This is a genomic window from Azospirillum sp. B2RO_4, assembly GCF_051124815.1.
Lineage (GTDB): Bacteria > Pseudomonadota > Alphaproteobacteria > Azospirillales > Azospirillaceae > Azospirillum.
In genome coordinates this window covers 110,788-133,237 of sequence record NZ_CP118487.1, presented here as the reverse complement: position 1 = coordinate 133,237, position 22,450 = coordinate 110,788, and the positions used below count along the sequence as shown (strand labels likewise).

Below are 22,450 nucleotides of genomic sequence, written 5' to 3'. Positions count from 1 at the left end.
GGTCTCAGCGCAGGGTGGCCGACATGGCCGACAGGGTGTTGATCCAGCCCAGCACGGCGGCCATGCTGGCGGCCGGCAGGCGGACGGTGACGGGGTCGAGGCGCTCGGACACCGGGATCAGCGAGGCCAGATCGGCCAGCGCCGGGCTGTTCATCTCGATCTCCAGCCGGTAGGGCGCGCCATCGGTCTGCGGCGGGACGCGGAAGGGCGGGATGCCGGCGCCCCGGCGAACGGCGCGGGTAGCGGCCTCGCGGATGCGGTCGCGGGCGACCGACGGCGCCACCGAGCGGGCGGCGCGCTGGCCGAGCGCCTGCTTCACCACCACGCGTTCGGATTCGGGGAACAGCGGCGCCATCTCGGCGGCGAAGCGGTCGTCGCCGCTCAACAGGATCACCGGGACGCCGATCTCGCCGGCATAGGCGCCGTAATTGCCGGCTTCGCCCAGCTCCAAGCCGTTCACCCGGACGCGGCCGAAGGCGAAGCTGTTGGTGGTGTGGGCGAGGATGCCGTATTGCCGGGCCGAGGTGTGGAAGCCGACGCACATCACGCCCGCCGTGTCCGGCTCCAGACCGGCGAACATGCCGATGGGCTTGGGGCGGCCCAGGATCAGCTCGGCGGCCGGGTGCAGTTCGTCCGGCAGCAGGTTGACCATCGGGCCGTGGCTGTCGTTGACCAGGATTTCGGTCGCCCCGGCTTCGAGTGCCCCTTCGATGGCGGCGTTGACCTCGGCGGTCATCAGGCGGCGGGCACGCTCGTATTCGGGGTTGCCCGGCGTCACCTGCTGCTGGGAGACGACGCCGGCCACCCCTTCGATGTCGGCGGAGATGTAGATCTTCACTCTGTGCTCCCGGAGATCAGCATGTCGGACAGGCAGGGCCGGGTGGCGCCGTCGCGGCCGACCACCGGCGTGGCGGCGGCCAGCGCGTCGAGGACGGCTTCCTGCGTCGCGTCGGCCATCGCCTCGAACAGCGCGTCGATGCGGCGTTCGTTCAACATGCGCAGGGTCCCGATGTCGGCCCGCTCGTCATGGTCGATGCGGTTGGCGGTGGTGAAGCCCAGCGCGATGTCGCCGCTGCCGTGGCCCCAGAAGGATCCCACCCGCGCCAGCCCGACCCCGGCGCGGCGGATCACCCGGCGCAGCTGGCGGTGGTCGAGCGGCACGTCGGTGGCGGCGATGACGATGACGGAGCCCTTCTCCGGCGCGTCGTCCTTCACCGGCGGGGCGATGCGGCGGCCATCGGAAAGGCGCAGTTCCCCCGGCCGGCCGAAATTCGCCAGCACCAGCACGCCCAGGTGATGGCGCTTGCCGTCCAGCTTGAGGCGGCGCGAGGAGGTGCCGATGCCGCCCTTGAAACCGAAGCAGGACATGCCGCGCCCGGCGCCGACCGATCCGACCGCGACCTCCGCACCGTCCGGCTGGGACAGAGCGGCGGCAAGAGCGGCGGCGGCATGCGCCTCGGTCACCGCCAGCGCCTGGATGTCGTTCAGCGGACCATCGTTGCACTCCATCACCACGGGATTGACGGTGGCGGTGGTGCGGCCGATGTCGGGGTTGGCGGCGATGGCATGGCGGACCAGCGCGGTGGATGCGGTGCCCACCGACAGGGTATTGGTCAGCAGGATCGGGGTTTCCAACGCGCCGAGTTCCTCAACCTGCATCAGCCCGACGCTCTTGCCGAAGCCGTTCAGCACCTCGGCGGCAGCGACCGGCTTGTCGCGATAGAGGTTGCCGGCATGGGGCAGGATGGCGGAGACGCCGGTCTGGATGGCACCCTCATCCAGCGTGACATGGCCGACGCGCAGGCCGGGCACATCGGTGATGGCGTTGCGCGGTCCCGTCTTCAGCCGGCCGCAGGCCAGCCCGAGATCCCGCGCCCGCCGCGCGCCCTCAGCGCAGCTTGGGGTCGAGGGCATCGCGCAATCCGTCGCCGAGCAGGTTGAAGGCCAGCACCGTCAGGAAGATGGCGAGACCGGGATAGAAGGTGACGTGGCTGGCGACGCCGATGTAGCTGCGCCCGTCGGCCAGCATGGCGCCCCATTCCGGGCTGGGCGGCTGGGCGCCGAGACCGATGAAGCTGAGGCTCGCCGCCGTCAGGATCGAGGTGCCGATGCGCATGGAGACATAGACGATCACGCTGGGCAGCGTGCCGGGCAGGATGTGGCGGACCATCAGCAGCCGGTCGCGCACGCCGATCGCGCGGGCGGCGTCGACATAGACGGCGCGCTTCAACGACAGCGTGCTGCCGCGCACGAGGCGGGCGAAGACCGGCACGCTGAAGATCGCCACCGCATAGATGACGTTCTCGATGCCCGGCCCAAGGATGGCGACGATGCCGATGGCGAGCAGGATGCCGGGGAAGGCCAGCAGCACGTCGCAGATGCGCATGATGAGGCTGTCGATCCAGCCGCCGCGGAAGCCGGCGATCAGCCCAAGCGCGACACCGGCCGCCCCGCCCAGCAGCACCGACAGCAGCCCGACCGACAGCGAGATGCGCGCGCCCCACAGGATGCGGCTGAAGATGTCGCGGCCATAGGCGTCGGTGCCGGCCCAATGGTCGGGCGACGGGCCTTCCAGGATGCGGTCGTAGTCGAAGGCCGCCGGATCGAACGGCGCGATCCAGGGCGCCGCCGCCGCGGCCAGCGCCAGCGCTGCCAGGCAGATGCCGGCGGCCATGGCTGTGCGGTTGCGCCGGAACTTGCGCCAGAACTCGCGCAGCGGGGAGCGGACGGCTTCGTGGCTCACAGCCACGGCGGTTGCGTCGGTCGTGGTCATGAGTAGCGAATCTCGGGGTTGGCGAAGGCGTACAGCACATCGACCAGCAGGTTGATGATGATGAACTCCAGCGAGAACAGCAGGATCTCCGCCTGGATGACGGTGTAGTCGCGGTAATTGACGCTATCCACCAGCAGCCGGCCCAGCCCCGGCCAGGAGAACACCGTCTCCACCACGATCGACCCGCCGAGCAGGAAGCCGAACTGCAGGCCGACCATGGTGATGATCGGGATCAGCGCGTTGCGCAGCGTGTGCTTCCACACCACCAGCCGGGCCGGGACGCCCTTGGCCCGCGCGGTGCGGACGTAATCCTCGCGCGCGATCTCGATGAAGGCGGAGCGGGTGAAGCGCGCCATCACCGCGGCGACGCCGAGGCCGAGCGTCAGCGACGGCATGACGAAATGCTGCCACGTCCCGTATCCGCTGGTCGGCAGCCAGCCGAGCTTGACCGAGAACAGGTCGATCATCAGCAGGCCGAGCCAGAAGGAGGGGAAGGCGATGCCCGACACCGCCACCACCATGCCGACATGGTCCTGCCAGCGCCCGCGCTTCGTCGCCGACGCCACGCCGATCAGCAGCCCGGCCAGTGTCGCCCAGATCATGGCGACGACGGTGAGGTAGAGGGTCGGCATAAAGCGTTCGCCGATCTCCTCGGACACCGGCCGCTTGGACTTCATCGACCGCCCGAACTCGCCCTGCACCGCATTGCCGAGGAATCGGCCATACTGCACCCACAGAGGCTGGTCGAGGCCGAGATCCTGGCGCACCAGTTCGACGTCGCGCTGGGTCGCATCCGGCCCGGCGACCAGCCGCGCCGGGTCGCCCGGCAGCAGATGGACGAAGCCGAAGACGAAGACGGAGATCACCAGCAGCACCGGCAGGATGCCGGCGAGACGGCCGACGAGATATTTCAGCATGGGGCAGAGGTCCTGGTGGAGGGCCTGGAGGTGCGGATGAAAAGTTCCCTCTCCCCCCTGGGGAGAGGGTTAGGGTGAGGGGGCAGCACGGGCGTGAGCCCGTGCCAGGGGATGGCGAAGGGGCAGTATGCCCCTTCGCGGCGCGCAAACGCGCGCCGGCCCCCTCACCCTCCCCACCGCTGCGCGGCGGGTCCCCTCCCTCTCCCCGCTATCGGCGGACCAAAGGTCCGCCTGTCGCGTCAGCGCAAACTTCGTTTGCGCGAGAGCGGGGGAGAGAGGGCATTTTCACATCACTGCAGATCGGCCTCTTCCATCTGCAGGCCGCCGTCGGCGACATAGTAGAAGCCGGTCAGCTTCTTCGACTTGCCGGCCAGCAGGTTCTCGACGCCGAGGAAGATCCAGGGCGCGTCCTTCCAGATCTGCTCCTGGGCGACGCGGTAGGCCTCGGCGCGCTTGGCGGTGTCGGCGGTGCCGATGCCGGTCTCGATGGCCGCGTCGACCGTGTCGTTCTTATAGTACGCGACGTTGAAGAACTTCGGCGGGAAGCCCTTGCCCCACAGCAGCGGGCGCAGGCCCCAGTCGGCGTCGCCGGTCGAGGCCGACCAGCCGCCATACTGCATCTGCACCGTGGCGTCCTCCGGCTTCTCCACGCCCCAGACGCGGGCGGTCTCGACGCCGGCCTCCAGCGGGGTGACGGTCAGCTTGACGCCGATCTGCGACAGCTGCTGCTGGACGAACTGCATGCCGCGGATGAAGTTGGTGCTGTTGCGGCCGAACATCTCGGCCTCGAAGCCGTTCGGATAGCCGGCTTCAGCCAGCAGCGCCTTCGCCTTGGCGAGATCGTAGGTGTACTGGTTCGGCTGGGTGACGTGGAAGCCCAGCTTGGACGGGATCGCCGAATCCAGCGGGCCGGCATGGCCGCGATAGACCACCTTGGCGTAGGCGTTCTTGTCGATGGCGTAGTTCAGCGCCTGACGGACGCGCGGGTCGTTGAACGGCTTCTTCATGGTGTTCATCGCCACATAGCGGGCGATGATCGACGGGGCGTCGATGATCTCCAGCTGGGTGTTGGCCTCCACCATCTTCACCATTTCGGGCGGCAGCGGATAGATGAACTGCGCCTCGTTGGTCTGCAGCATGGCGATGCGGCTGCCGTTCTCCGGCACGCTCTTCAGCGTGACGTGGTCGATCTTCGGCAGGCCCTGCTTCCAGTAATGGTCGTTCTTCTCGACCTTCAGCGTATCCGCTTCCCAGCTGACGAACTTGTAGGGGCCGGTGCCGACCGGATGGCGGCCGATCTCCTTGCCGTAGGTCTCCAGCGCCTTCGGGCTGTGGATCATGGCGCCGGGATGGGCGAGGTTGTTGTTCAGCGCGCCGAAGGGCTGGGCCAGCTTCAGCTTGACGGTGTAGTCGTCGACCACCACCGTCTCGGCCAGCATCGCCAGCAGGCTCTGGCGCTTCAGCCGGTTGGCCGGGTTGGACAGCCGGTCGAAATTGGTCTTCACCGCCTGGGCGTTGAAGGGCGAGCCGTCATGGAAGGTGACGCCCTTGCGCAGGTGATAGGTGTATTCGGTGGCGGTGTCGTTGACCTCGAAGCTCTCGGCCAGCAGCGGCACCAGCTTCATGTCCTTGTCGAAGCCGAACAGGCCCTGCATCATCGTGCGGCTGGCCGACTGCGACAGGGTGTCGTTGATGTCGGCCGGGTCCAGCGTGGTGATGTTGTCGGGAATGCCGACGACCAGATCCTTCGCGGCGAAGGCCGGACCGGCCAGCGCGGTGCCGGCGAGCAGGCCGGCCAGCAGGGGAAGAGCAAAACGCTTCACGTGAGAACTCCCTGTTTTTTGATTCAGAAATCGCCGCCCACGGCGTGACGCGCGACGAAATGGCCGTCGCCGACCTGCACCAGCGGCTGGACCAGCGGCTCGTCGCCGAGGTTGCGGATGGGGCTGGGAATTTCGCCGGTCAGCAGCCGCAGGTCGCGGGTGCGGCGGCTGGGATCGGCGATCGGCACCGCCGCCATCAGTCGGCGGGTGTAGGGGTGCTGCGGATTCTCGAACACGGCGCGGCGGGGGCCGAGTTCGACGATCTGGCCGAGATACATCACCGCGACACGGTGGCTGACCCGCTCCACCACCGCCATGTCATGGCTGATGAAGAGATAGGACAGGCCGCGTTTCGCCTGCAGCTCCATCAGCAGGTTGACGATCTGCGCCTGGATCGACACGTCGAGCGCAGCCACCGCCTCGTCGGCGATGATCAGCTTGGGGTCGCAAGCCAGCGCCCGGGCGATGCAGATGCGCTGGCGCTGTCCGCCGGAGAATTCGTGCGGATAGCGGCGCGCATGCTCCGGCTTCAGGCCGACCTGGGTCAGCAGTTCGGCGACCCGCTCCTCCACGGCGCGGCGGCGCGACACGCCCGGCTTGGCCGTCGGCACATAGTCATGGACCAGCATCGGCTCGGCGACGCTGAAGCCGACGGTCATGCGCGGGTTCAGCGAGGCGAAGGGATCCTGGAAGATGTACTGGATCTTTTCCTTCAGCTTGGCCTGACCGTTGGAATCCAGCGTCGCGGTGTCGGTGCCGTCGAAGCGGATGGTGCCGGAGGTGGCGGTCTGCAGCCCCATGATGGTGCGGCCGGTGGTCGACTTGCCGCAGCCGGACTCGCCGACCAGCGCCAGCGTCTCGCCCGGACGGACGGCGAAGCTGACCTTCTCCACCGCATGGACGCGGGCCTTCAGCGATCCGAAGATGCCCTTGCGCACGTCGAAGCGGGTGGTGAGGTCGCGCACCTCCAGAAGCGGCGCGTCGGCTGCGCGCACGGTGTCCTGCACCGGCGGGGCCGGCGGCGCGGCGTCCGCCTTGGCGTCGTCCACCACGAGCAGTGGAAAGCGGATCGGCAGATCCTGGCCGCGCAACGCACCAAGCTTCGGCACGGCGGACAGCAGCGCCTTGGTGTAGGGGTGCTGCGGCGCCTGGAAGATGCGCTCGACAGGCCCTTCCTCCACCTTGCGGCCACGCCACATCACGACGACCCGGTCGGCCACCTCCGCCACCACGCCCATGTCGTGGGTGATGAAGATGACGCCCATCCCCATCTCGTCCTGCAGCAGGCGGATCAGACGCAGAATCTGCGCCTGGATTGTGACGTCCAGCGCCGTGGTCGGCTCGTCGGCGATCAGCAGCGACGGCCGGCAGGACAGCGCCATGGCGATCATCACGCGCTGGCGCATGCCGCCCGACAGCTGGTGCGGATGGCGGTCGAGCAGCCGGGCCGGCTCGGGAATGCGCACCTTCTCCAACATGCGCAACGCTTCGGCCCGCGCCGCCTTGCGGTCGAGACCCTGGTGCAGCATCACCGCCTCGGCGATCTGGTCGCCGATGGTGAAGACCGGGTTCAGCGACGTCATCGGCTCCTGGAAGACCATGGCGATGTCGTTGCCGCGCATGTCGGTCAGCGCCTCGGCCGGTGGGCCGGCAAGGTCGCGTTCCCGCCCGTCACGGCCCTTGAAGCGGATGCGCCCGCCGACGATGCGGCCGCCGGCATAGTCGACCAGCCGCATCAGCGACAGCGAGGTCACCGACTTGCCGGAGCCGGACTCGCCGACGATGGCGACCGTCTCGCCCGGCGCCACGGTGAAGCTGACATCGTCGACCACGCGCACGGGACCATGCTCGCCGTCGAAGGCGACGCTCAGCCCCTCTACGGACAGCAGGGGCACCGACAGCAGGGCCGGGGCGGTGTCGACCGCTTTCACGGCAGCGGCGCCGCTCATCGGCCCAGCTTCTCGGCGAACAGCGCGAAGATGCGGCGCCAGACCATGCCCGGCGCGCCGCTGCCGACCGGCTTGCCGTTCAGACTGGTGACGGGGGTAATTTCCTTGGTGGTGCTGGCGATCCAGATCTCGTCGGCGGCCTCAAGCTCCGCCGCCGGGATGTCGCGCTCCTCCAGCCGCAGCCCGGCCTCGGCGGCCAGCCGCAGGACGACGATGCGGGTGATGCCCTCCAGAATGCGGTTGTCCTTGACCGGCGTGGCGATGACGCCGTCCTTGACCACGAAGATGTTGGTGGCGGCGCCCTCGGTCACCATGCCGTCGCGCAGTTGCAGCGCATCGACCACGCCGGCGTCGGTCGCCGCCTGCTGCGCCAGCACGCTGCCGAGCAGCGCCACCGTCTTCAGGTCGCAGCGGCCCCAGCGGATGTCGGGGATGGTGATGGCGGCGACACCCTGGTCGCGCCACGCCGCGGGCGGGCGCTTCAACGGGCTCGCCATGCCGAACACCGACGGGGTGACGCCGGCCGGGAAGGCATGGCCGCGGCTGGATGCTGCGCCGCGGGTGACCTGCAGGTAGACGGTCAGGTCGCCGTCGATGCCGGACTCCGCCGCCAGCCGCTCCATGATGTCCAACCAGTCGCCGGCCGACAGGGCGCAGTCGATGCGCAGCTCGGCCATGCCGCGCTGCAGGCGGGCGACGTGCGCCTCCGGCTCGAACAGGCGGCCATTATAGGCGGCGGTCACCTCATAGAGGCCGTCGGCGAACAGGAAACCGCGGTCCAGCGGCGACACATGGACCTCGTCCAGCGGCAGGTAACGCCCGTTCCAATAGGAGATCGTCATCGCTTTCCAGCTTCGTTGGCGCGTGGAGGGGAAGTGCCGTTCACTCGGGAGGCCGGCTCGATTTCGGCACGACGTGGAGGTAGGGCAGGATGCGTTCGGCCATGTCGGCGGCCTGATGGACGCTGTCGGGACGGGAGCGCGACAGCGCGGTGCCGAGCGCCACGATCAGCGCCATCAGACCGGTGGGGGAGCTGTGGCGCACGCCATGGTCGGCCCCGGCCAGCAGGGTCACGTCGGCCAGCGGCACGATCGGGCTGTCCGGCGCGTCGGTCAACGCGATGGCCTTCGCCCCCCGCTCCCGGCACAGCTGCAGATGCTCGATGGTCCGGCGCGAATAGCGCGGGGAGGTGATGGCGATCACCAGATCGCCGGGCTTCATCGTCATCAGCCGGCGGATGGTGCGCTCGGTGCCCGCGAACTCGATGGCTTCGTGGACATTGTCGACATAGGGCTCCAGCACGTCGGTCAGGAACAGCGCGAGATAGGCGCTGTCGCCGAGCCCCAACGCCACGACGCGGCCGGCATCGCGGATCAGGCGGATCGCCGCCTCGCACTGCTCCGGCTGCAGCAGATCCATGGTGCGGGTGATGTTGACGGCGTCGCTGGCCAGCGATTCCCGCATGATCTCGGCGTTCGAGGTGTCGCGCTGCACGGCGACGCGCAGCTTTTCCACCGGCGCGAAGGTGGATTCGAAGGCGCGCAGCAGATCCTCGCGGAATTCCGGATAGCCGTCATAGCCGAGGAAGCGGGCATAGCGGTTGACTGACGCGACGGAGACCTCCGCTGCCGCCGCCAGTTCGCCGATCTTCAGCGTCGCGGTGCGGAAGGGATAGGCCAGCGCCCAGGCCCCGACCTTGGCGAGCGCCGCCGGAAGCTGCTGCTGGCAGTTCTGCATGCGGATCAGCAGCGATCCCGTCTGAATGGGTGGCTCCATCCCCCGCTCCCCCTTCGCAGCGTCAGCGCCGCCTCTATGTCGATAGAGTTACAGGATCGCCATATTCCTGTAAATCCATTTTCACATAGTGGCGTATGCGGTGGGACGGAGTCCGGGTGGCTATCCCCTCTCCACCCTGGAGAGAGGGAGATTTCCCCTTACCGTGGGCGGTCGCGAAGGAGATGATCCGACTGGTTCAGCCACTCTTCGAGCTTCTGCGGCCGGCCCGCTCGGGGCGGCGGCGAAGCGGGGTCGGACTCTGCGGCCGGCGCGATCTCGGCCGATTGCGGCGGGCGGTCCAGCGGTGAGCCGGCACTGACTTTGCCGTGGGCGTCGATCCGCGCCCGGTAGCGCTCTCCATCGGCCGTCACGAACTCGCCCGGCCCGGTCGGGCGGTTGCGGTGGAAACGGCCGACATACTTGTTTCCACTGGGGAAGGTGAGCGCGCCGAGGCCGGTGCGGCGGTCGTCCTTCCACTCCCCCTCATAGACGCGCCCGTCGGGCCAGACATGGGTCGCCTGCCCCGAAACCAGCCCGTCGCGGAAATTCCCGTCGAGGCGGCGTCCGTCGCGCCAGCTGACGAGTGCCTGCCCTTCCAGCCGCCCGTCGACCAGCGTTCCCTCCACCTGCCCGTCATAACGGCCATCATAGGACCAGCTCAGCACGCCGGGACCGTTCCCCCAGCCGCCGGGGCAGGCCCCGGACCAGCGGATGGTCTTGCGCCGGTCGGGATACTGGTCCCACACCCGGCAGTCAGTTCCCTCTGTCGTCACCGCCCGTTCCGCCAGGGCGGAGCCCGGCAGCAGTGCCGACAGGACGGCCCCGAGACAGGGCAGCAGAAGGGCGGCACGGGCGGGCATGGACGCCACCTTTCGCGCGAGAGTTGGGGCTGCACCCTCCAACCGCCCTGCCCGGATTCGGTTCCGACCCTGCCCTTTCGCAACGCCCCGAGCCTCATCCTTATCGTTTGTTAACGATGTTTGTCGCAATCATCGCGCATCATCGGAACCGCGCATCATGAAGGGTAGCAATGGCTCAGAAGGTTCGTGAGGACTACCGGACCCTCACCGGCCCGGAAAAGGCCGCCATCATGATGCTGGCGCTGGGCGAGGAGCATTCGTCCAAGCTGTTCTCGCTGATGGACGACGAGGAGATCAAGGAACTGTCCCAGGTGATGGCGAACCTGGGCACGGTGTCGGCCAACCTGATCGAGCGCCTGTTCGTCGAGTTCGCCGAGCAGATGTCGTCGAGCGGCACCGTGGTCGGTTCCTTCGATTCGACCGAGCGGCTGCTGCTGAAGACCCTGCCGAAGGACAAGGTCGACCAGATCATGGAGGACATCCGTGGTCCGGCCGGTCGCACGATGTGGGACAAGCTGACCAACGTGAACGAGTCGGTGCTGTCCAACTATCTGAAGAACGAGTATCCGCAGACCGTCGCCGTCGTCCTGTCCAAGATCCGCTCCGACCACGCCGGCCGCGTGCTGGCGCAGCTGCCGGAAAGCTTTGCGATGGAGGTCATCATGCGCATGCTGCGCATGGAGGCGGTGCAGAAGGAGGTCCTGGACGACGTCGAGCGCACCCTGCGCACCGAGTTCATGACCAACCTCGCCCGCACCAGCCGCCGCGACAGCCACGAGATGCTGGCCGAGATCTTCAACGGGCTGGACCGCACCACCGAGCACCGCTTCATGGCCGCCCTGGAGGAGCGCAACCGCGACAGCGCCGAGCGCATCAAGTCGCTGATGTTCACCTTCGAGGACCTGTCGAAGCTCGACCCCACCGGCGTCCAGACCATGCTGCGCACCGTGGACAAGCAGAAGCTCGGCACCGCGCTGAAGGGTGCTTCGGAGTCGCTGAAGGACCTGTTCTTCTCCAACATGTCGGAGCGTGCGGCGAAGATCCTGCGCGAGGACATGGCCGCCATGGGTCCGGTGCGCGTCCGCGACGTGGACGAGGCGCAGATGTACATGGTCCAGTTGGCGAAGGACCTCGCCGCCCGCGGCGAGCTGGTCCTGGCCGAGGGCAGTGGCGAGAACGAGCTGATCTACTGACCTGTAGGTGCTTTCTCGCCGATAAGCTGCGGACAGCGCTGAATTTTTCCGCCTCCCTCACAGGACGTTTGACGGACGGCGCGGAACGGTGAACCTTTGGATTCCGAGAAAGGGCGGGATCGGGGAGGCCACCGTTCCGGGACATGACCGTTCCGGAATTGCGGCTTCCGCTCCCGCCCGACCGGCCACAAGGCCGGCGGCTGCCGTTTCGGCCAACAATCAGGGAGCTTCCGAACATCATGACCGCTGACACGCTGCAATCCCGTCTCACCCGCCGGATCGCCGGTCCGGTGGTCGCCGGCCTGCTGGGTCTGGGCGTCGTCGCCGCCGGGCCGCTGGCCGCCGCGGCCGAGACCTGGGACATGCCGACCCCCTATCCGGACACGAACCTGCACACCGTCGTGGTGAAGCAGTTCGCCGACGACGTGAAGGCGGCCACCAACGGCAAGATCAGCATCACCGTCCACACCAACGGCTCGCTGATCCGCCATCCGGAGATCAAGCGCGCGGTCCAGTCCGGTCAGGCCCAGCTGGGCGAGGTGCTGATCAGCTCCTGGGCGAACGAGGATCCGCTCTACGGCCTCGATTCCGTGCCCTTCCTCGCCACCGACTTCAAGGCCGCGCACAAGCTGTACGACGTCTCCAAGCCCTATCTGGAGAAGAAGCTGGAGCGCCAGCGCCTGAAGCTGCTCTATTCGATTCCGTGGCCGCCGCAGGGCCTCTATGTGAAGGAGGAGATGCAGTCGATCGACGGGCTGAAGGGCCAGAAGTTCCGCGCCTACAACCCGGCGACCACCCGCATCGCCGAGCTGTCCGGCGCCATCCCGGTGAAGATCGAGGCGGCGGAGGTCGCGCAGGCCTTCGGCACCGGCATCGTCACCGCCATGATCACCTCGGCCGCCACCGGCGTCGACACCAAGGCCTGGGACTTCGTGAAGGTCTATTACGACGTCCAGGCCTGGCTGCCGCGCAACATGGTGTTCATCAATTCCGAAGTCTGGAAGGGTCTGGACGCCAACACCCAGAAGGCGATCCAGGACGCCGCGGCCAAGGCCGAGGCCAAGGGCTGGTCGGAGTGGGAAAAGAAGACGGCCGAGCTGAACAAGACCATGTCGGACAACGGGATGAAGGTTCTGCCGCCGTCGGACAAGCTGAAGGAAGGCCTGTCCGCCATCGGCAAGACGATGACCGAGGAATGGACCAAGGCCGCCGGCGCCGACGGCGAGGCGATCATCGCCGCTTATCGCAAGTAAGGCTCCCTCGCCAAGGTTGGGGTCCGGCCGGCAGCCAGCAGCAAGGCGGCCGGCCGGACGCCCCTCTTGCAAACGCCCCTTCGCCACGACCGACCGCAGGAGGTGGTTGCGCCATGCGCACCGCACTGTCCATCCTTTACCGAACCGCCGAGATTCTCGGTGCGGTTTCGCTCGCCGCCATCGCCGTCCTGATCGTCGCCCAGGTGGCGAGCCGCCTGTTCGACCGCATGGTGCCGGGCGCCGACGAGCTGGCGGGCTACTGCATGGCAGCGTCCTTCTTCCTGATGCTGGGACCGGCGCTGCGCCGCGGCGCCCATATCCGCGTCGGCGTTCTGGTGGACCGGCTCCGCGGCGGCCCGCGCCGGGCGCTGGAGCTGCTGTGCCTGGGCTTCGCCACCGCCCTCAGCGCCTATTTCGCCTGGTACTGGGTGCGCATGACCTATGATTCCTACGATTTCGGCGATCTCAGCCAGGGCGTGCTGCCGATCCCGCTGTGGATTCCGCAGGCACTGATGGCGGCGGGCCTGGTGGTGCTGGTCATCGCGCTGATCGACGATTTGCTGGCCGTGCTGCGGGGGCGCGACGCCTCCTATCAGCATGCCGGCATGCAGAGCGAGGGCTGAGCGATGGACGAGACCACCGCTTCCATCGTCGTCGTGGTGACGATGTTCCTGATGCTGGGGGCCGGCGTCTGGGTGGCGCTGGCGCTGGCCGGCGTCGGCTTCGTCGCCATGGTGCTGTTCACCGCACGGCCGGTGGGCATGGTGATGGCGACCAACGTCTGGGGCGCCAGCACCTCCTGGACGCTGACGGCGTTGCCGCTGTTCATCTGGATGGGCGAGATCCTGTTCCGCACCCGCATCTCGTCCGACATGTTCAAGGGTCTGGCGCCCTGGACCGGCTGGCTGCCCGGCAGGCTGATGCATGTGAACATCGTCGGCTGCTCGATCTTCGCCGCGGTGTCCGGTTCCTCGGCCGCGACGGCTGCCACCATCGGCCGCATGACGATCCCGGAGCTGAACCGACGCGGCTACGACCCGCTGATGACCATCGGTTCGCTGGCCGGGGCCGGCACGCTGGGTCTGCTGATCCCGCCCTCGATCATCATGATCGTCTATGGCGTGGCCGCCGACGTGTCGATCGCCCGGCTGTTCATCGCCGGCGTCATTCCCGGCATCGTGCTGACCGGCCTGTTCATGGCCTATGTCGGCGGCTGGTCGCTGCTGAATCCCGGCCGGGTGCCGCCGCCGGAAGCCTCGCAGAGCTTCGCGGAAAAGATCCGCGACACCGGCGCGCTGATCCCGGTCGTGCTGCTGATCGCCGCCGTCCTGGGCTCCATCTATGTCGGCATCGCCACCCCGACGGAGGCGGCGGGCATCGGCGTGCTGGGCTCCCTGGTGCTGGCGCTGGTGACCGGCACGCTGAGCTGGGCGACCTTCCGCGAAAGCCTGTTCGGCGCCGCCCACACCTCCTGCATGATCGGCTTCATCCTGGCCGGCGCCGCCTTCCTGACGGTGGCGATGGGCTATACCGGCATCCCGCGCCTGCTGGCGGAATGGATCATCTCGCTGCAGTTGTCGCCGGCGGCGCTGCTGGTGGCGCTGACCCTCTTCTTCATCGTGATGGGCTGCTTCCTCGACGGCATTTCCATGGTGGTGCTGACCACTTCGGTCATCCTGCCGATGGTGCAGCAGGCGGGCATCGACCTTCTGTGGTTCGGCATCTACATCATCATCGTGGTGGAGATGGCGCAGATCACCCCGCCGGTGGGCTTCAACCTGTTCGTGCTGCAGTCTATGACCGGCAAGAGCATCTTCACCATCGGCAAGGCCAGCATGCCCTTCTTCCTGCTGATGGTGGTGATGGTCGTCCTGCTCTGGGTGTTCCCCGGACTGGTGACCTGGCTGCCGTCCAAGATGATCGGGTAAGGAGCGACAGCGTGGACGTCCGCTTCACGAATTGCGGCGACACCGCCTTCAACGTCGAGTTCGGCGAGACCATCGAGCGGGCGACCAACGCCCGCGTCATGGCCCTGCACGCCCGGCTGAAGGCCGCCCCGCCGGCGGGGCTGGTGGAGACGGTGCCGACCTTCCGCTCGCTGCTGGTGGTCTATGATCCCGTCGCGACCGGCCGGCGCGAGATGCAGGCGGCGGTCGAGGCGGCGCTTGCCGGCAGCGACACCGCCCCGGCGGAGGGACGGCTGTGGCGCCTGCCGGTCTGCTACGACCCCGACCTCGGCCCCGATCTGGCGGAGCTGTGCGACGGGATGGGCCTGACGGCGGAGCGGGTGGCAGCCTTGCACGGTTCGGTGGAGTATTTCGTCTATATGTTGGGTTTCATGCCGGGCTTCGGCTACATGGGCGACCTGCCGGCCGAACTGGAACGGCCGCGCCGGACGGAGCCGCGGGTGCGGGTGCCGGCGGGATCGGTCGCCATCGCCGGGCGGCTGACCACCGTCTATCCCTGGGAAAGCCCCGGCGGCTGGCATCTGATCGGCCGCTGCCCGGTGCCGCTCTATGACGGCGGCCGGCCCGACCCGGTGCTGCTGGCCGCCGGCGACCGGGTGCGTTTCGAGGCGGTGGACCGCACCGCCTTCGATAGCATCGCCGAGGCGGCCAGCGCCGGCCGTTTCGACTCCGCAAGCCTGAGGGCCGCGTGATGAACGGCTTCCTCACCGTCACCCGCCCCTGCCCCTTCACCACCGTTCAGGATCTTGGCCGCTTCGGCTATCAGGAACTGGGCATGCCGGTTGCCGGCGCGCTCGACCCGCTGGCGCTGCGGCTCGCCAATGCGCTGGTCGGCAATCCGCCGGGCATGGCGGGGCTGGAGATCGCCCTGCTCGGCCCCGCCCTGCGGGTGGACGCACCCTCCGTCCGCATCGCCGCCGTCGGGCCGCTGGCGCTGACGCTGGAGCGCGAGGGTGACGCCCCGCAACCGCTGGCCCCGCACCGCAGCCACACCCTGCGGCAGGGCGACGTGTTGCGGCTGGGCGCGGTGGACGGGGCTTCCGTCGCCTATCTGGCGGTGGCCGGCGGCTTCGCGCTGGCGCCGGTGATGGGCAGCCTGTCCACTTACGTGCGCGCCGGCGTCGGTCCGCTCGGCGGCCGGCCGCTGGCCGAGGGCGACCGGCTGCCCCTGGCCTTCGAGACCGCACCGGACGGGCCGGACGTCGAACTGCCGCAGCCGCCGGACTATGGCGCCGGCCCCTTGCGCGTCGTGCTTGGACCGCAGGAGGACCGCTTCACCGACGCCGCGGCGGAGACCTTCCTGTCGGCGACCTACCGCGTCGGCAAACAGGCCGACCGCATGGGCCTTCGGCTGGAGGGGCCGGCGCTGGCGCATCTCGGCAGCGCCGACATTCCGTCCGACGGGCTGGTCACCGGCTCCATCCAGGTGCCGGGCAACGGCCAGCCGATCCTGCTGCTGAACGACCACCAGACCGCCGGCGGCTATGCCAAGATCGCCACGGTGATCTCCGCCGACCTGCCCCGTGCCGGCCGTCTGCGCCCCGGCGACAGCCTGTCCTTCCAGGCGGTGACGGTGGAGGACGCCGAAGCGATCCGCCGCCGCCAGGAACAGGCGATCGCCGGCTGGATCCGCGCCATCCGCCCGGTGCGCCCCACCGGCGGCATCGACCTCGAGGCGCTCTATGCGGAGAACCTGATCTCCGGCACCGTCGACATCGTGAACGGCGGCAGCGACATTCCGCTGCTGTGACGCCCCGCTCAGGATACCGGTTCCGGCCTCTTCACGCCGGCGTCGGCATGGCGGCAGACGCGGTCCCGGCCGCCCTGCTTGGCACGGTAGAGCGCCATGTCGGCCGCCTTGATCATGGCGTCGGCCCGGCCGATGTCGGGGGCGAGCGTCGACAGGCCGATGCTGACGGTCACATGCAGGATCGCGCCGTCCTGCGGGATGCTCAGGTCGCGGACGGCGCAGCGCAGGCGTTCGGCCAGTTGGAGTGCCCCGTCGCCCGGCGCGTTGGGAAGCAGGATGGCGAATTCCTCGCCGCCGAAACGGGCGACGAGGTCGCTCTGCCGCACGCTGCACTGGAGCAGGCGGCTGAGCGACACCAGCACGGCGTCGCCGGCATCGTGGCCGCGGCTGTCGTTGACCTGCTTGAAATGGTCGATGTCCAGCATCAGCAGCGACACCGGCGTGTCGTGGCGCAGCGCGCCGGCCACGGCCCGGTCGATGGAGGCGAAGAAGGCGCGTCGGTTCGCCAGCCCGGTCAGAGGGTCGCTCAAGGCCGCGTTGCGCAGCATATGCTCGGTGTCGACGCGGCGGCGCTCGCGCGCCAGCATCGTGCCCAGCAGCAGGATGCCCGCCGCCGTGAACAGCGCGATGGGGATCCCGCCATCGACGAAGACCGGCAGCGCGACCTCCCACGGCAGCACGAAGATGCTGAGGGAGTGGAGGGACGCAACCGGCGCGAGGATGAACAGCGGCCGTGAATTCCGCCACTCCGCAGCGGGCACCAGCCGCCGCAGCAGCAAGCCGACGGAACCGGCCACCAGGATCCCGATCACCCCCGGGATCGTCCCGGCGCCGCCGATCGCGATGCGGACCGCCGACACGGTCCCGGCGGCCAGCATGGCGGCCAGCGGCCCACCGAAGGGAGCGGCCAGCGCGACCGGCACCGCCTTCACGTCCAGATACACACCGGGGGAGATGGGAACCGACTGCAGCATGGCGGCCACGCCGCCGACGCCGAACAGCAGCCCCAGGGAAAGCTGCCGCATCCGGGGCCGTTCCTCCAGCCGATAGAGGATCGTCCCGTAAACGAGCGTCACCAGCGCCAGCAGCCCGACACCGCCCGCGAGGGCGGTTGCGATCGTCGCCGTGGCGCTGGGTTCCTCCACCTGCCGCCCCCCTTCGAACCGTCGGGTTGCCGACCTTCAGGCATCCGTCTTCGAGTGATTATCCTAATATGCTTAGTGCGGACATCCTAGTGCGATGCGCAAGGGTTTGTCGCAAATGCTGCGTATAGTCCGGGCGGTTGCACGATCGGAACCGGTTTTCGGGTGCCGACGGGTCGAGGATGCGCGGCGGAGCGGCCCGAATGGCGCGAAAGCAGGCATCTCGCGGCCGGTCAGCTCTGCTCGTCCACGGAACACAGCGACTCGCCAGTTGCTTCGGCGGGAACCGCCGTTACCGGACCGAACGCGGTCCCAAACGTCGGGTCGAACTCGTCTGCCGGGATGGGCCGGCCGAGGAAAGCCCCTTGGGCGAAACCGCAGCGGACCTCGCCAGCCAGGAGTTGCTGCTCTCCCGTCTCGATCCCTTCGGCGATCACCGTCAGGTTCATGCTGCGGGCCAGCGCCACGATGGCGCGCAGCGTCTCCCGGCTGGCCGGATTGCGGATCATGTCCAGCAGAATGCCCTGGTCGATCTTCAGGAATTCCACCGGAAGCCGCCGCAGATGGCCGAGCGACGCATAGCCGGTGCCGAAGCCGCTGACGGAGAAGGTGACACCCAGCGTCCTGAGCGCCTGCATGGTCCGCGCCATCTCCGCCGACGGCGCCAGCATGGCGGCCTCCGGCAGTTCCAGGATCAGCCGGTCCGGCGCCGCCCCATGACGGGCGAGGCAGCCGGCAACCTGATCGCCGAAGCCGGAATGCTTGAGCTGCAGGGTGGACACCGGCACGGTCAGCCGCAAGCCCGCGGCGCCGCGGTCGCTCCAGCCCGCCAATTGCCGGCAACCGGCATCGAGCAGCCATGCGCCGATCTGCAGGATCAGCCCGTTCGCCTCGGCCAGATGCAGGAAGTCGGTGGGGGGCAGCAGGCCGTGGTCGGGATGGTTCCAGCGTACCTCCGCCTGCGCGCCGGCCAGCAGGCCGCTGCCGACTTCCACCACCGGCTGGAGGAACAGCGCCAGCTGGCCCTTGGCCACCGCCTCATGCAGCTGGTTCTCCATCCGCAGATGGTCGAGCGCGTCGGCGTCCATCTCCGGATCGTAGAAGGTCCAGTTGGCCGTCCCCTGCCGCTTGGCGTGGTACATGGCGACATCGGCGTTCTTCACCAGCAGTTCCGGGTCGCTCCCCTGCTCCGGTGCGAAGGTGACGCCGATGCTGGCCGAGATGTGCAGCGTCTGGCCGGCGATGTGGAAGGGCGCGCCCAGGCATTCTAGCAGGCGGCGGGCCACCGCTTCCGCTTCCGCCCGGTCACCGATCTGCGACAGGATGACGGTGAACTCGTCGCCGCCGATCCGGGCGATGGTCTCCGACCCGCGGACGCAGGCCGCCATCCGCTGCGCCGCCTCGCGCAGAAGCACGTCGCCGGTGTGGTGGCCCAGCGTGTCGTTGACCCATTTGAAGCGGTTCAGGTCGATGAACAGCAGCGCCATGCAGGTCCGGTCGCGCGCCGCCCGCCGCAGCGCATGGCGCAGCCGGTCATAGAACAGCGGCCGGTTGGGGAGCCCGGTCAGCGCGTCGTAATTGGCCTGGTGGCGGATCGTCTCCTCCGCCCGGCGGCGCGCGGTGACGTCCTGGATGGCGGTGATCAGCCCCAGCACGCGGCCGTCGGCGTCATGGAAGGGCTCCCCGACCTCCTGAAGGTCCAGATGAACGCCGCCCGGCCGGGCGACGCGGTATTCGATGTCGAACCGCGCGTTCTCGGCCCAGGCCCGGCGATAGGCGTCCTGCACGTCCGGCCGCTGTTCCGGCACCACCCGGTCGAGAAGCTGCCCGACGGTGAGCCGCTCGCTTCCGTCGCCCGGATCCACCCGTTCGAGCCCGACCAGCTCGCGGAAATTGGCCGAGACCTCCAGCAGGTCTTCGGGCAGATGGACGGTGTAGGCCAGCTTTGCGACGCGCTGCGACTGGGCCAGCCGGGCCACGCTGAGACGCAGCGGTTCCTGCCGCTTCAACCGCTGCAGCACGCGCTGGAACAGGAACAGCAGGGCCAGCAGCGCCAGCGCGAAGCCGCCGGCATAGGGTGCCGTCTCGCGGACCAGGGTGCGGCCGGGCTGTTCCGGCGTCCAGGTCAGCACGCCGAACCGCTGCCCGGCGATGCTCTCCAGCGGCAGGCTGACGACAGCCGCCGGAGCCGGCCCGCCGGCCTCGGCCACGCGCAGGTCGGCGATCCGGCGCGAGCTTGCCAGCTTCGCCAGTTCCGAATCGAGCCGGGTCATGAAGACCTGGACCGGCCGGTCGGGGTTCGGCGGCAGGGGATCATGCCCGTATTCGTACGCGATCACCCGCGCGCCGAAGACGAAGGGGATCTGCCCGATATGGACGATGCCGCTGACCGGCTTTCCGGCGGCGCGCGCCGCCGCCAGCACCGGCCGCAGATCGGCGGCCTCGCCGGTCGCCGCGTCCATATCATCGCGAAGGGCGCCGTCCTTCGACGCGTAGATCAGCCCGTCACGGCCGTTCCAAGCATAGGAGCGGTCGAGCCCCCACAGCCGCTCCGCATAGGGTCCGACATTGGCGTTGGCCCAGACGGGGTCGTAGCCGACGACCAGATGGTCGACGGCGTCGTTCCAGAGGCTGTATTCCTCGGCCTTCTTACCCATCGCGGCGCCGAGGTCCGCAACGGCGTCGGCGATCTCGTCCTTCGTCCGCTCCGCCGTGGCCATGTCGATCCGACGGGCCGTCTCCAGCGCCATGAACAGCACGAACGCGATGGTCAGAACAACCATAGCGGCAAAAAGCAGGCCGGCCACATTAAACCGGCGAGCATCGCCCGCGGCATGATCGAAGTTTCCTGGGGTTCGTGCGGAGATCATCGCAGCGATTACCAAATTCCGGACAGTGCGATTATTCTACTCCGCCCTCCGTTAATTTTCCGCTTATGAGAACAGTTCGCAACGCAGGCGCACCAATCTTTCGTTCTCGTCAAGCCGCCCATGGCCGGCATCCCGCCAGTCCTTCGGCGATTTGCGCCGATACAGACAAACCGCCATTGAAAAAGCGCGCCGACGCAGGTGGGCCGACATCACCATCGCCACCATCAAGGAGCCTATGCGCCGGGCCGTGGTTCCGCCGCTCCCCCCGGCCGGAGGTCATCGGACCTCGTCACGATGCGGTGGGATGACTATGACGGCTGCGAGATCCAGGTTACCCAGGAAAAGACCAGTACCCGGCTTTGGGTACCGTGCCACGCGGACCTAAAGGTTGAGTTGACTGAGTCGGGGAGAAACGCTACCTCCGTACCAGTACTGGTCAAGGCACATGTCACTGAAAAGCCTTGGAATTTACACACGTCAGGCAAACCGGCGACGACGGGCGGACGCCACCCTCGCGAAGCTGGATGACCACCGACGGAAAACATAGGATATTGGGCAGGCAACCCTTTGGAAACATTCGTTTATTGCAGATTGAAACAAAAGTTGACTTGGGCTTTTCCGGCGCGCTGTGGCACACCACCTTCGGAATTGCCGATGGTGCGGCGCCCACTCCGGAAGAAGCCTCGTCCATCCCGGCAGTGATGTCTTAACCTTTCCCGGCTCAAGTACGACGCCTTTTGCGACCGGTTTCCCCCCTCCACACAAGGTCCGACCAGGAACACCACCATGGCCAATCGTCCGCTCGCCTGCGTGATCCTCGCCGCCGGCAAGGGCACGCGCATGAAATCCGATCTGCCCAAGGTGCTGCACCGGGTCGCCGGCCGGCCGATGGTCGGGCATGTGCTGGCCGCGGTGAAGACTCTCGATCCCGACCATGTGGTGGTCGTTGTCGGTCCCGGCATGGACAGCGTCGCCGCCGCCGTCGCCCCCTACCCCACCGCGGTCCAGCACGAGCAGCGCGGCACCGCTGACGCCGTGCGCGCCGCCTTCGGCCTGCTGGAGGGCTTCACCGGCGACGTCATCGTGCTGTACGGCGACACGCCGCTGGTCACGCCGGACACGCTGCGCGCGCTGGTGCAGGCGCGCCGGCAGGCGGCCGACCCGGCGGTGGTGGTGCTGGGTATGCGTCCCGACGATCCCGGCGCCTATGGCCGGCTGATCCTGAACGCCCGCGGCGGGCTGGAGAAGATCGTCGAGTATCTCGACGCCAGCGAAGAGGAGCGCGCGGTCACCCTGTGCAACGCCGGTCTGATGGCGTTCGACGGCGCCAGCATGTTCGACCTGATCGGCAGCGTAGGCAACGACAACGCCAAGTCCGAATATTACCTGACCGACGTGGTCCAGATCGCGCGCCGCGCCGGCATGGCCTGCGCCGTGGTGGAGGCCGCCCCGGCCGAAGTGGTCGGCGTCAATTCCCGCGCCGAACTGGCGGAGGTGGAAAAGCTGCTGCAGCGCCGCCTGCGCAAGGCGGCGATGGACAACGGCGCTACCCTGATCGACCCCGACAGCACCTTCCTTAGCGTCGACACCAGGCTGGGCCGCGACGTGGTGGTCGGTCCCGGCTGCTTCTTCGGCGCCGGCGTGACGGTGGGCGACCGGGTGGAGATCAAGCCCTACTGCCATCTGGAAGGCGTGCGCATCGACAGCGGCGCCGTCATCGGCCCCTATGCCCGGCTGCGTCCGGGGGCGGAGATCGGCCCGGACGTCCACATCGGCAATTTCGTCGAGGTGAAGAACGCGGTGATCGAGGCCGGGGCCAAGGCCAATCACCTGACCTACATCGGCGACGCCCGCGTCGGCGCCAAGGCCAACATCGGCGCCGGCACCATCACCTGCAACTACGACGGCTTCACCAAGAGCCGGACGGACATCGGCGCCGGGGCCTTCATCGGCTCCAACAGCGCGCTGGTCGCCCCGGTCGTCATCGGCGACGGCGCCATCGTCGGCGCCGGCAGCGTGGTGACGATGGCGGTGGAGGCCGACGCCCTGGCCGTCGCCCGCGGCAGCCAGAAGCTGTACGCCGGCTGGGCAAAGCGCTTCCGCGAACGGAAGCAAAACGAGAAAGCGAAAAAGGCGTAAGGTCGGTTCGGGTCTTCTCTCCGGTCGGCATCCATTCA

Annotated in this window: 19 protein-coding genes; 8 read left to right on the top strand and 11 right to left on the bottom strand. The window is 68.4% G+C overall.

What is annotated here, in order from left to right:
* Positions 1 to 4: 4 nt before the first annotated feature.
* The 9 genes from PWS46_RS18270 to PWS46_RS18230 all read right to left on the bottom strand — a co-directional run bounded on the left by PWS46_RS18270 (position 5) and on the right by PWS46_RS18230 (position 10,098).
* Positions 5 to 838, bottom strand: a complete 834-nt coding sequence (locus PWS46_RS18270) for a M55 family metallopeptidase (protein ID WP_434622810.1) — start codon at positions 836 to 838, stop codon at positions 5 to 7.
* Positions 835 to 1,914, bottom strand: a complete 1,080-nt coding sequence (locus PWS46_RS18265; protein ID WP_434622808.1) for a P1 family peptidase — start codon at positions 1,912 to 1,914, stop codon at positions 835 to 837. The genes PWS46_RS18270 and PWS46_RS18265 overlap by 4 nt, the downstream gene beginning before the upstream one ends.
* A complete protein-coding gene (locus PWS46_RS18260) occupies positions 1,889 to 2,773 on the bottom strand; it encodes an ABC transporter permease subunit (RefSeq protein ID WP_434622806.1) in 885 nt (294 codons plus the stop codon). Before PWS46_RS18260 ends, PWS46_RS18265 begins: the two co-directional genes overlap by 26 nt.
* Complete coding sequence (gsiC, locus tag PWS46_RS18255; RefSeq protein WP_434622804.1) at positions 2,770 to 3,690, bottom strand: glutathione ABC transporter permease GsiC; 921 nt, start codon at positions 3,688 to 3,690, stop codon at positions 2,770 to 2,772. The genes PWS46_RS18260 and gsiC overlap by 4 nt, the downstream gene beginning before the upstream one ends.
* Before the next feature lie 290 nt (positions 3,691 to 3,980).
* On the bottom strand, positions 3,981 to 5,513 hold the full coding sequence (locus PWS46_RS18250) for a glutathione ABC transporter substrate-binding protein (protein WP_434622802.1): 1,533 nt from the start codon (positions 5,511 to 5,513) through the stop codon (positions 3,981 to 3,983).
* Positions 5,514 to 5,536: 23 nt separating this feature from the next.
* Entirely contained in the window at positions 5,537 to 7,462 is a 1,926-nt protein-coding gene (locus tag PWS46_RS18245) for an ABC transporter ATP-binding protein (RefSeq protein WP_434622800.1), read from the bottom strand.
* Complete coding sequence (locus PWS46_RS18240; protein ID WP_434622798.1) at positions 7,459 to 8,304, bottom strand: D-amino acid aminotransferase; 846 nt, start codon at positions 8,302 to 8,304, stop codon at positions 7,459 to 7,461. The genes PWS46_RS18245 and PWS46_RS18240 overlap by 4 nt, the downstream gene beginning before the upstream one ends.
* Positions 8,305 to 8,344: 40 nt before the next feature.
* On the bottom strand, positions 8,345 to 9,238 hold the full coding sequence (locus PWS46_RS18235) for a MurR/RpiR family transcriptional regulator (protein WP_434622796.1): 894 nt from the start codon (positions 9,236 to 9,238) through the stop codon (positions 8,345 to 8,347).
* A gap of 158 nt (positions 9,239 to 9,396) precedes the next feature.
* Entirely contained in the window at positions 9,397 to 10,098 is a 702-nt protein-coding gene (locus tag PWS46_RS18230) for an MORN repeat-containing protein (protein WP_434622794.1), read from the bottom strand.
* Between the two features lie 170 nt (positions 10,099 to 10,268).
* Between PWS46_RS18230 and fliG the strand changes: the two genes are divergently transcribed.
* From fliG to PWS46_RS18200, 6 genes are all read left to right on the top strand, one after another.
* Entirely contained in the window at positions 10,269 to 11,291 is a 1,023-nt protein-coding gene (gene fliG, locus PWS46_RS18225; RefSeq protein WP_085084489.1) for a flagellar motor switch protein FliG, read from the top strand.
* Between the two features lie 239 nt (positions 11,292 to 11,530).
* A complete protein-coding gene (locus PWS46_RS18220) occupies positions 11,531 to 12,544 on the top strand; it encodes a TRAP transporter substrate-binding protein (protein WP_434622791.1) in 1,014 nt (337 codons plus the stop codon).
* Between the two features lie 113 nt (positions 12,545 to 12,657).
* Positions 12,658 to 13,167, top strand: coding sequence for a TRAP transporter small permease (locus PWS46_RS18215; RefSeq protein ID WP_434622790.1), 510 nt, complete (start codon positions 12,658 to 12,660; stop codon positions 13,165 to 13,167).
* A 3-nt stretch (positions 13,168 to 13,170) separates the two neighbouring features.
* Positions 13,171 to 14,472 carry a TRAP transporter large permease gene (locus tag PWS46_RS18210; RefSeq protein ID WP_434622788.1) on the top strand — a complete coding sequence of 434 codons (1,302 nt, stop codon included), beginning with the start codon at positions 13,171 to 13,173 and terminating at the stop codon, positions 14,470 to 14,472.
* An 11-nt stretch (positions 14,473 to 14,483) separates the two neighbouring features.
* Positions 14,484 to 15,203 carry a 5-oxoprolinase subunit PxpB gene (gene pxpB / locus PWS46_RS18205; RefSeq protein ID WP_434622786.1) on the top strand — a complete coding sequence of 240 codons (720 nt, stop codon included), beginning with the start codon at positions 14,484 to 14,486 and terminating at the stop codon, positions 15,201 to 15,203.
* Positions 15,203 to 16,261, top strand: a complete 1,059-nt coding sequence (locus PWS46_RS18200) for a biotin-dependent carboxyltransferase family protein (protein ID WP_434622784.1) — start codon at positions 15,203 to 15,205, stop codon at positions 16,259 to 16,261. Before pxpB ends, PWS46_RS18200 begins: the two co-directional genes overlap by 1 nt.
* 8 nt (positions 16,262 to 16,269) lie before the next feature.
* Here the strand turns inward: PWS46_RS18200 and PWS46_RS18195 are convergent, their stop codons facing one another.
* The gene (locus PWS46_RS18195) at positions 16,270 to 17,406 is read right to left on the bottom strand and encodes a diguanylate cyclase (RefSeq protein WP_434622782.1); all 1,137 of its coding nucleotides are present in this window, start codon (positions 17,404 to 17,406) and stop codon (positions 16,270 to 16,272) included.
* Positions 17,407 to 17,636: 230 nt separating this feature from the next.
* The gene (locus PWS46_RS18190; protein ID WP_434622779.1) at positions 17,637 to 20,186 is read right to left on the bottom strand and encodes an EAL domain-containing protein; all 2,550 of its coding nucleotides are present in this window, start codon (positions 20,184 to 20,186) and stop codon (positions 17,637 to 17,639) included.
* A 611-nt stretch (positions 20,187 to 20,797) separates the two neighbouring features.
* Here PWS46_RS18190 and PWS46_RS18185 point away from each other — a divergent pair.
* Together PWS46_RS18185 and glmU are read left to right on the top strand one after the other, a co-directional pair.
* Positions 20,798 to 20,983, top strand: a complete 186-nt coding sequence (locus PWS46_RS18185; RefSeq protein ID WP_434622777.1) for a hypothetical protein — start codon at positions 20,798 to 20,800, stop codon at positions 20,981 to 20,983.
* A gap of 76 nt (positions 20,984 to 21,059) precedes the next feature.
* Positions 21,060 to 22,412, top strand: a complete 1,353-nt coding sequence (glmU, locus tag PWS46_RS18180; RefSeq protein WP_434622775.1) for a bifunctional UDP-N-acetylglucosamine diphosphorylase/glucosamine-1-phosphate N-acetyltransferase GlmU — start codon at positions 21,060 to 21,062, stop codon at positions 22,410 to 22,412.
* Positions 22,413 to 22,450 lie beyond the last annotated feature (38 nt).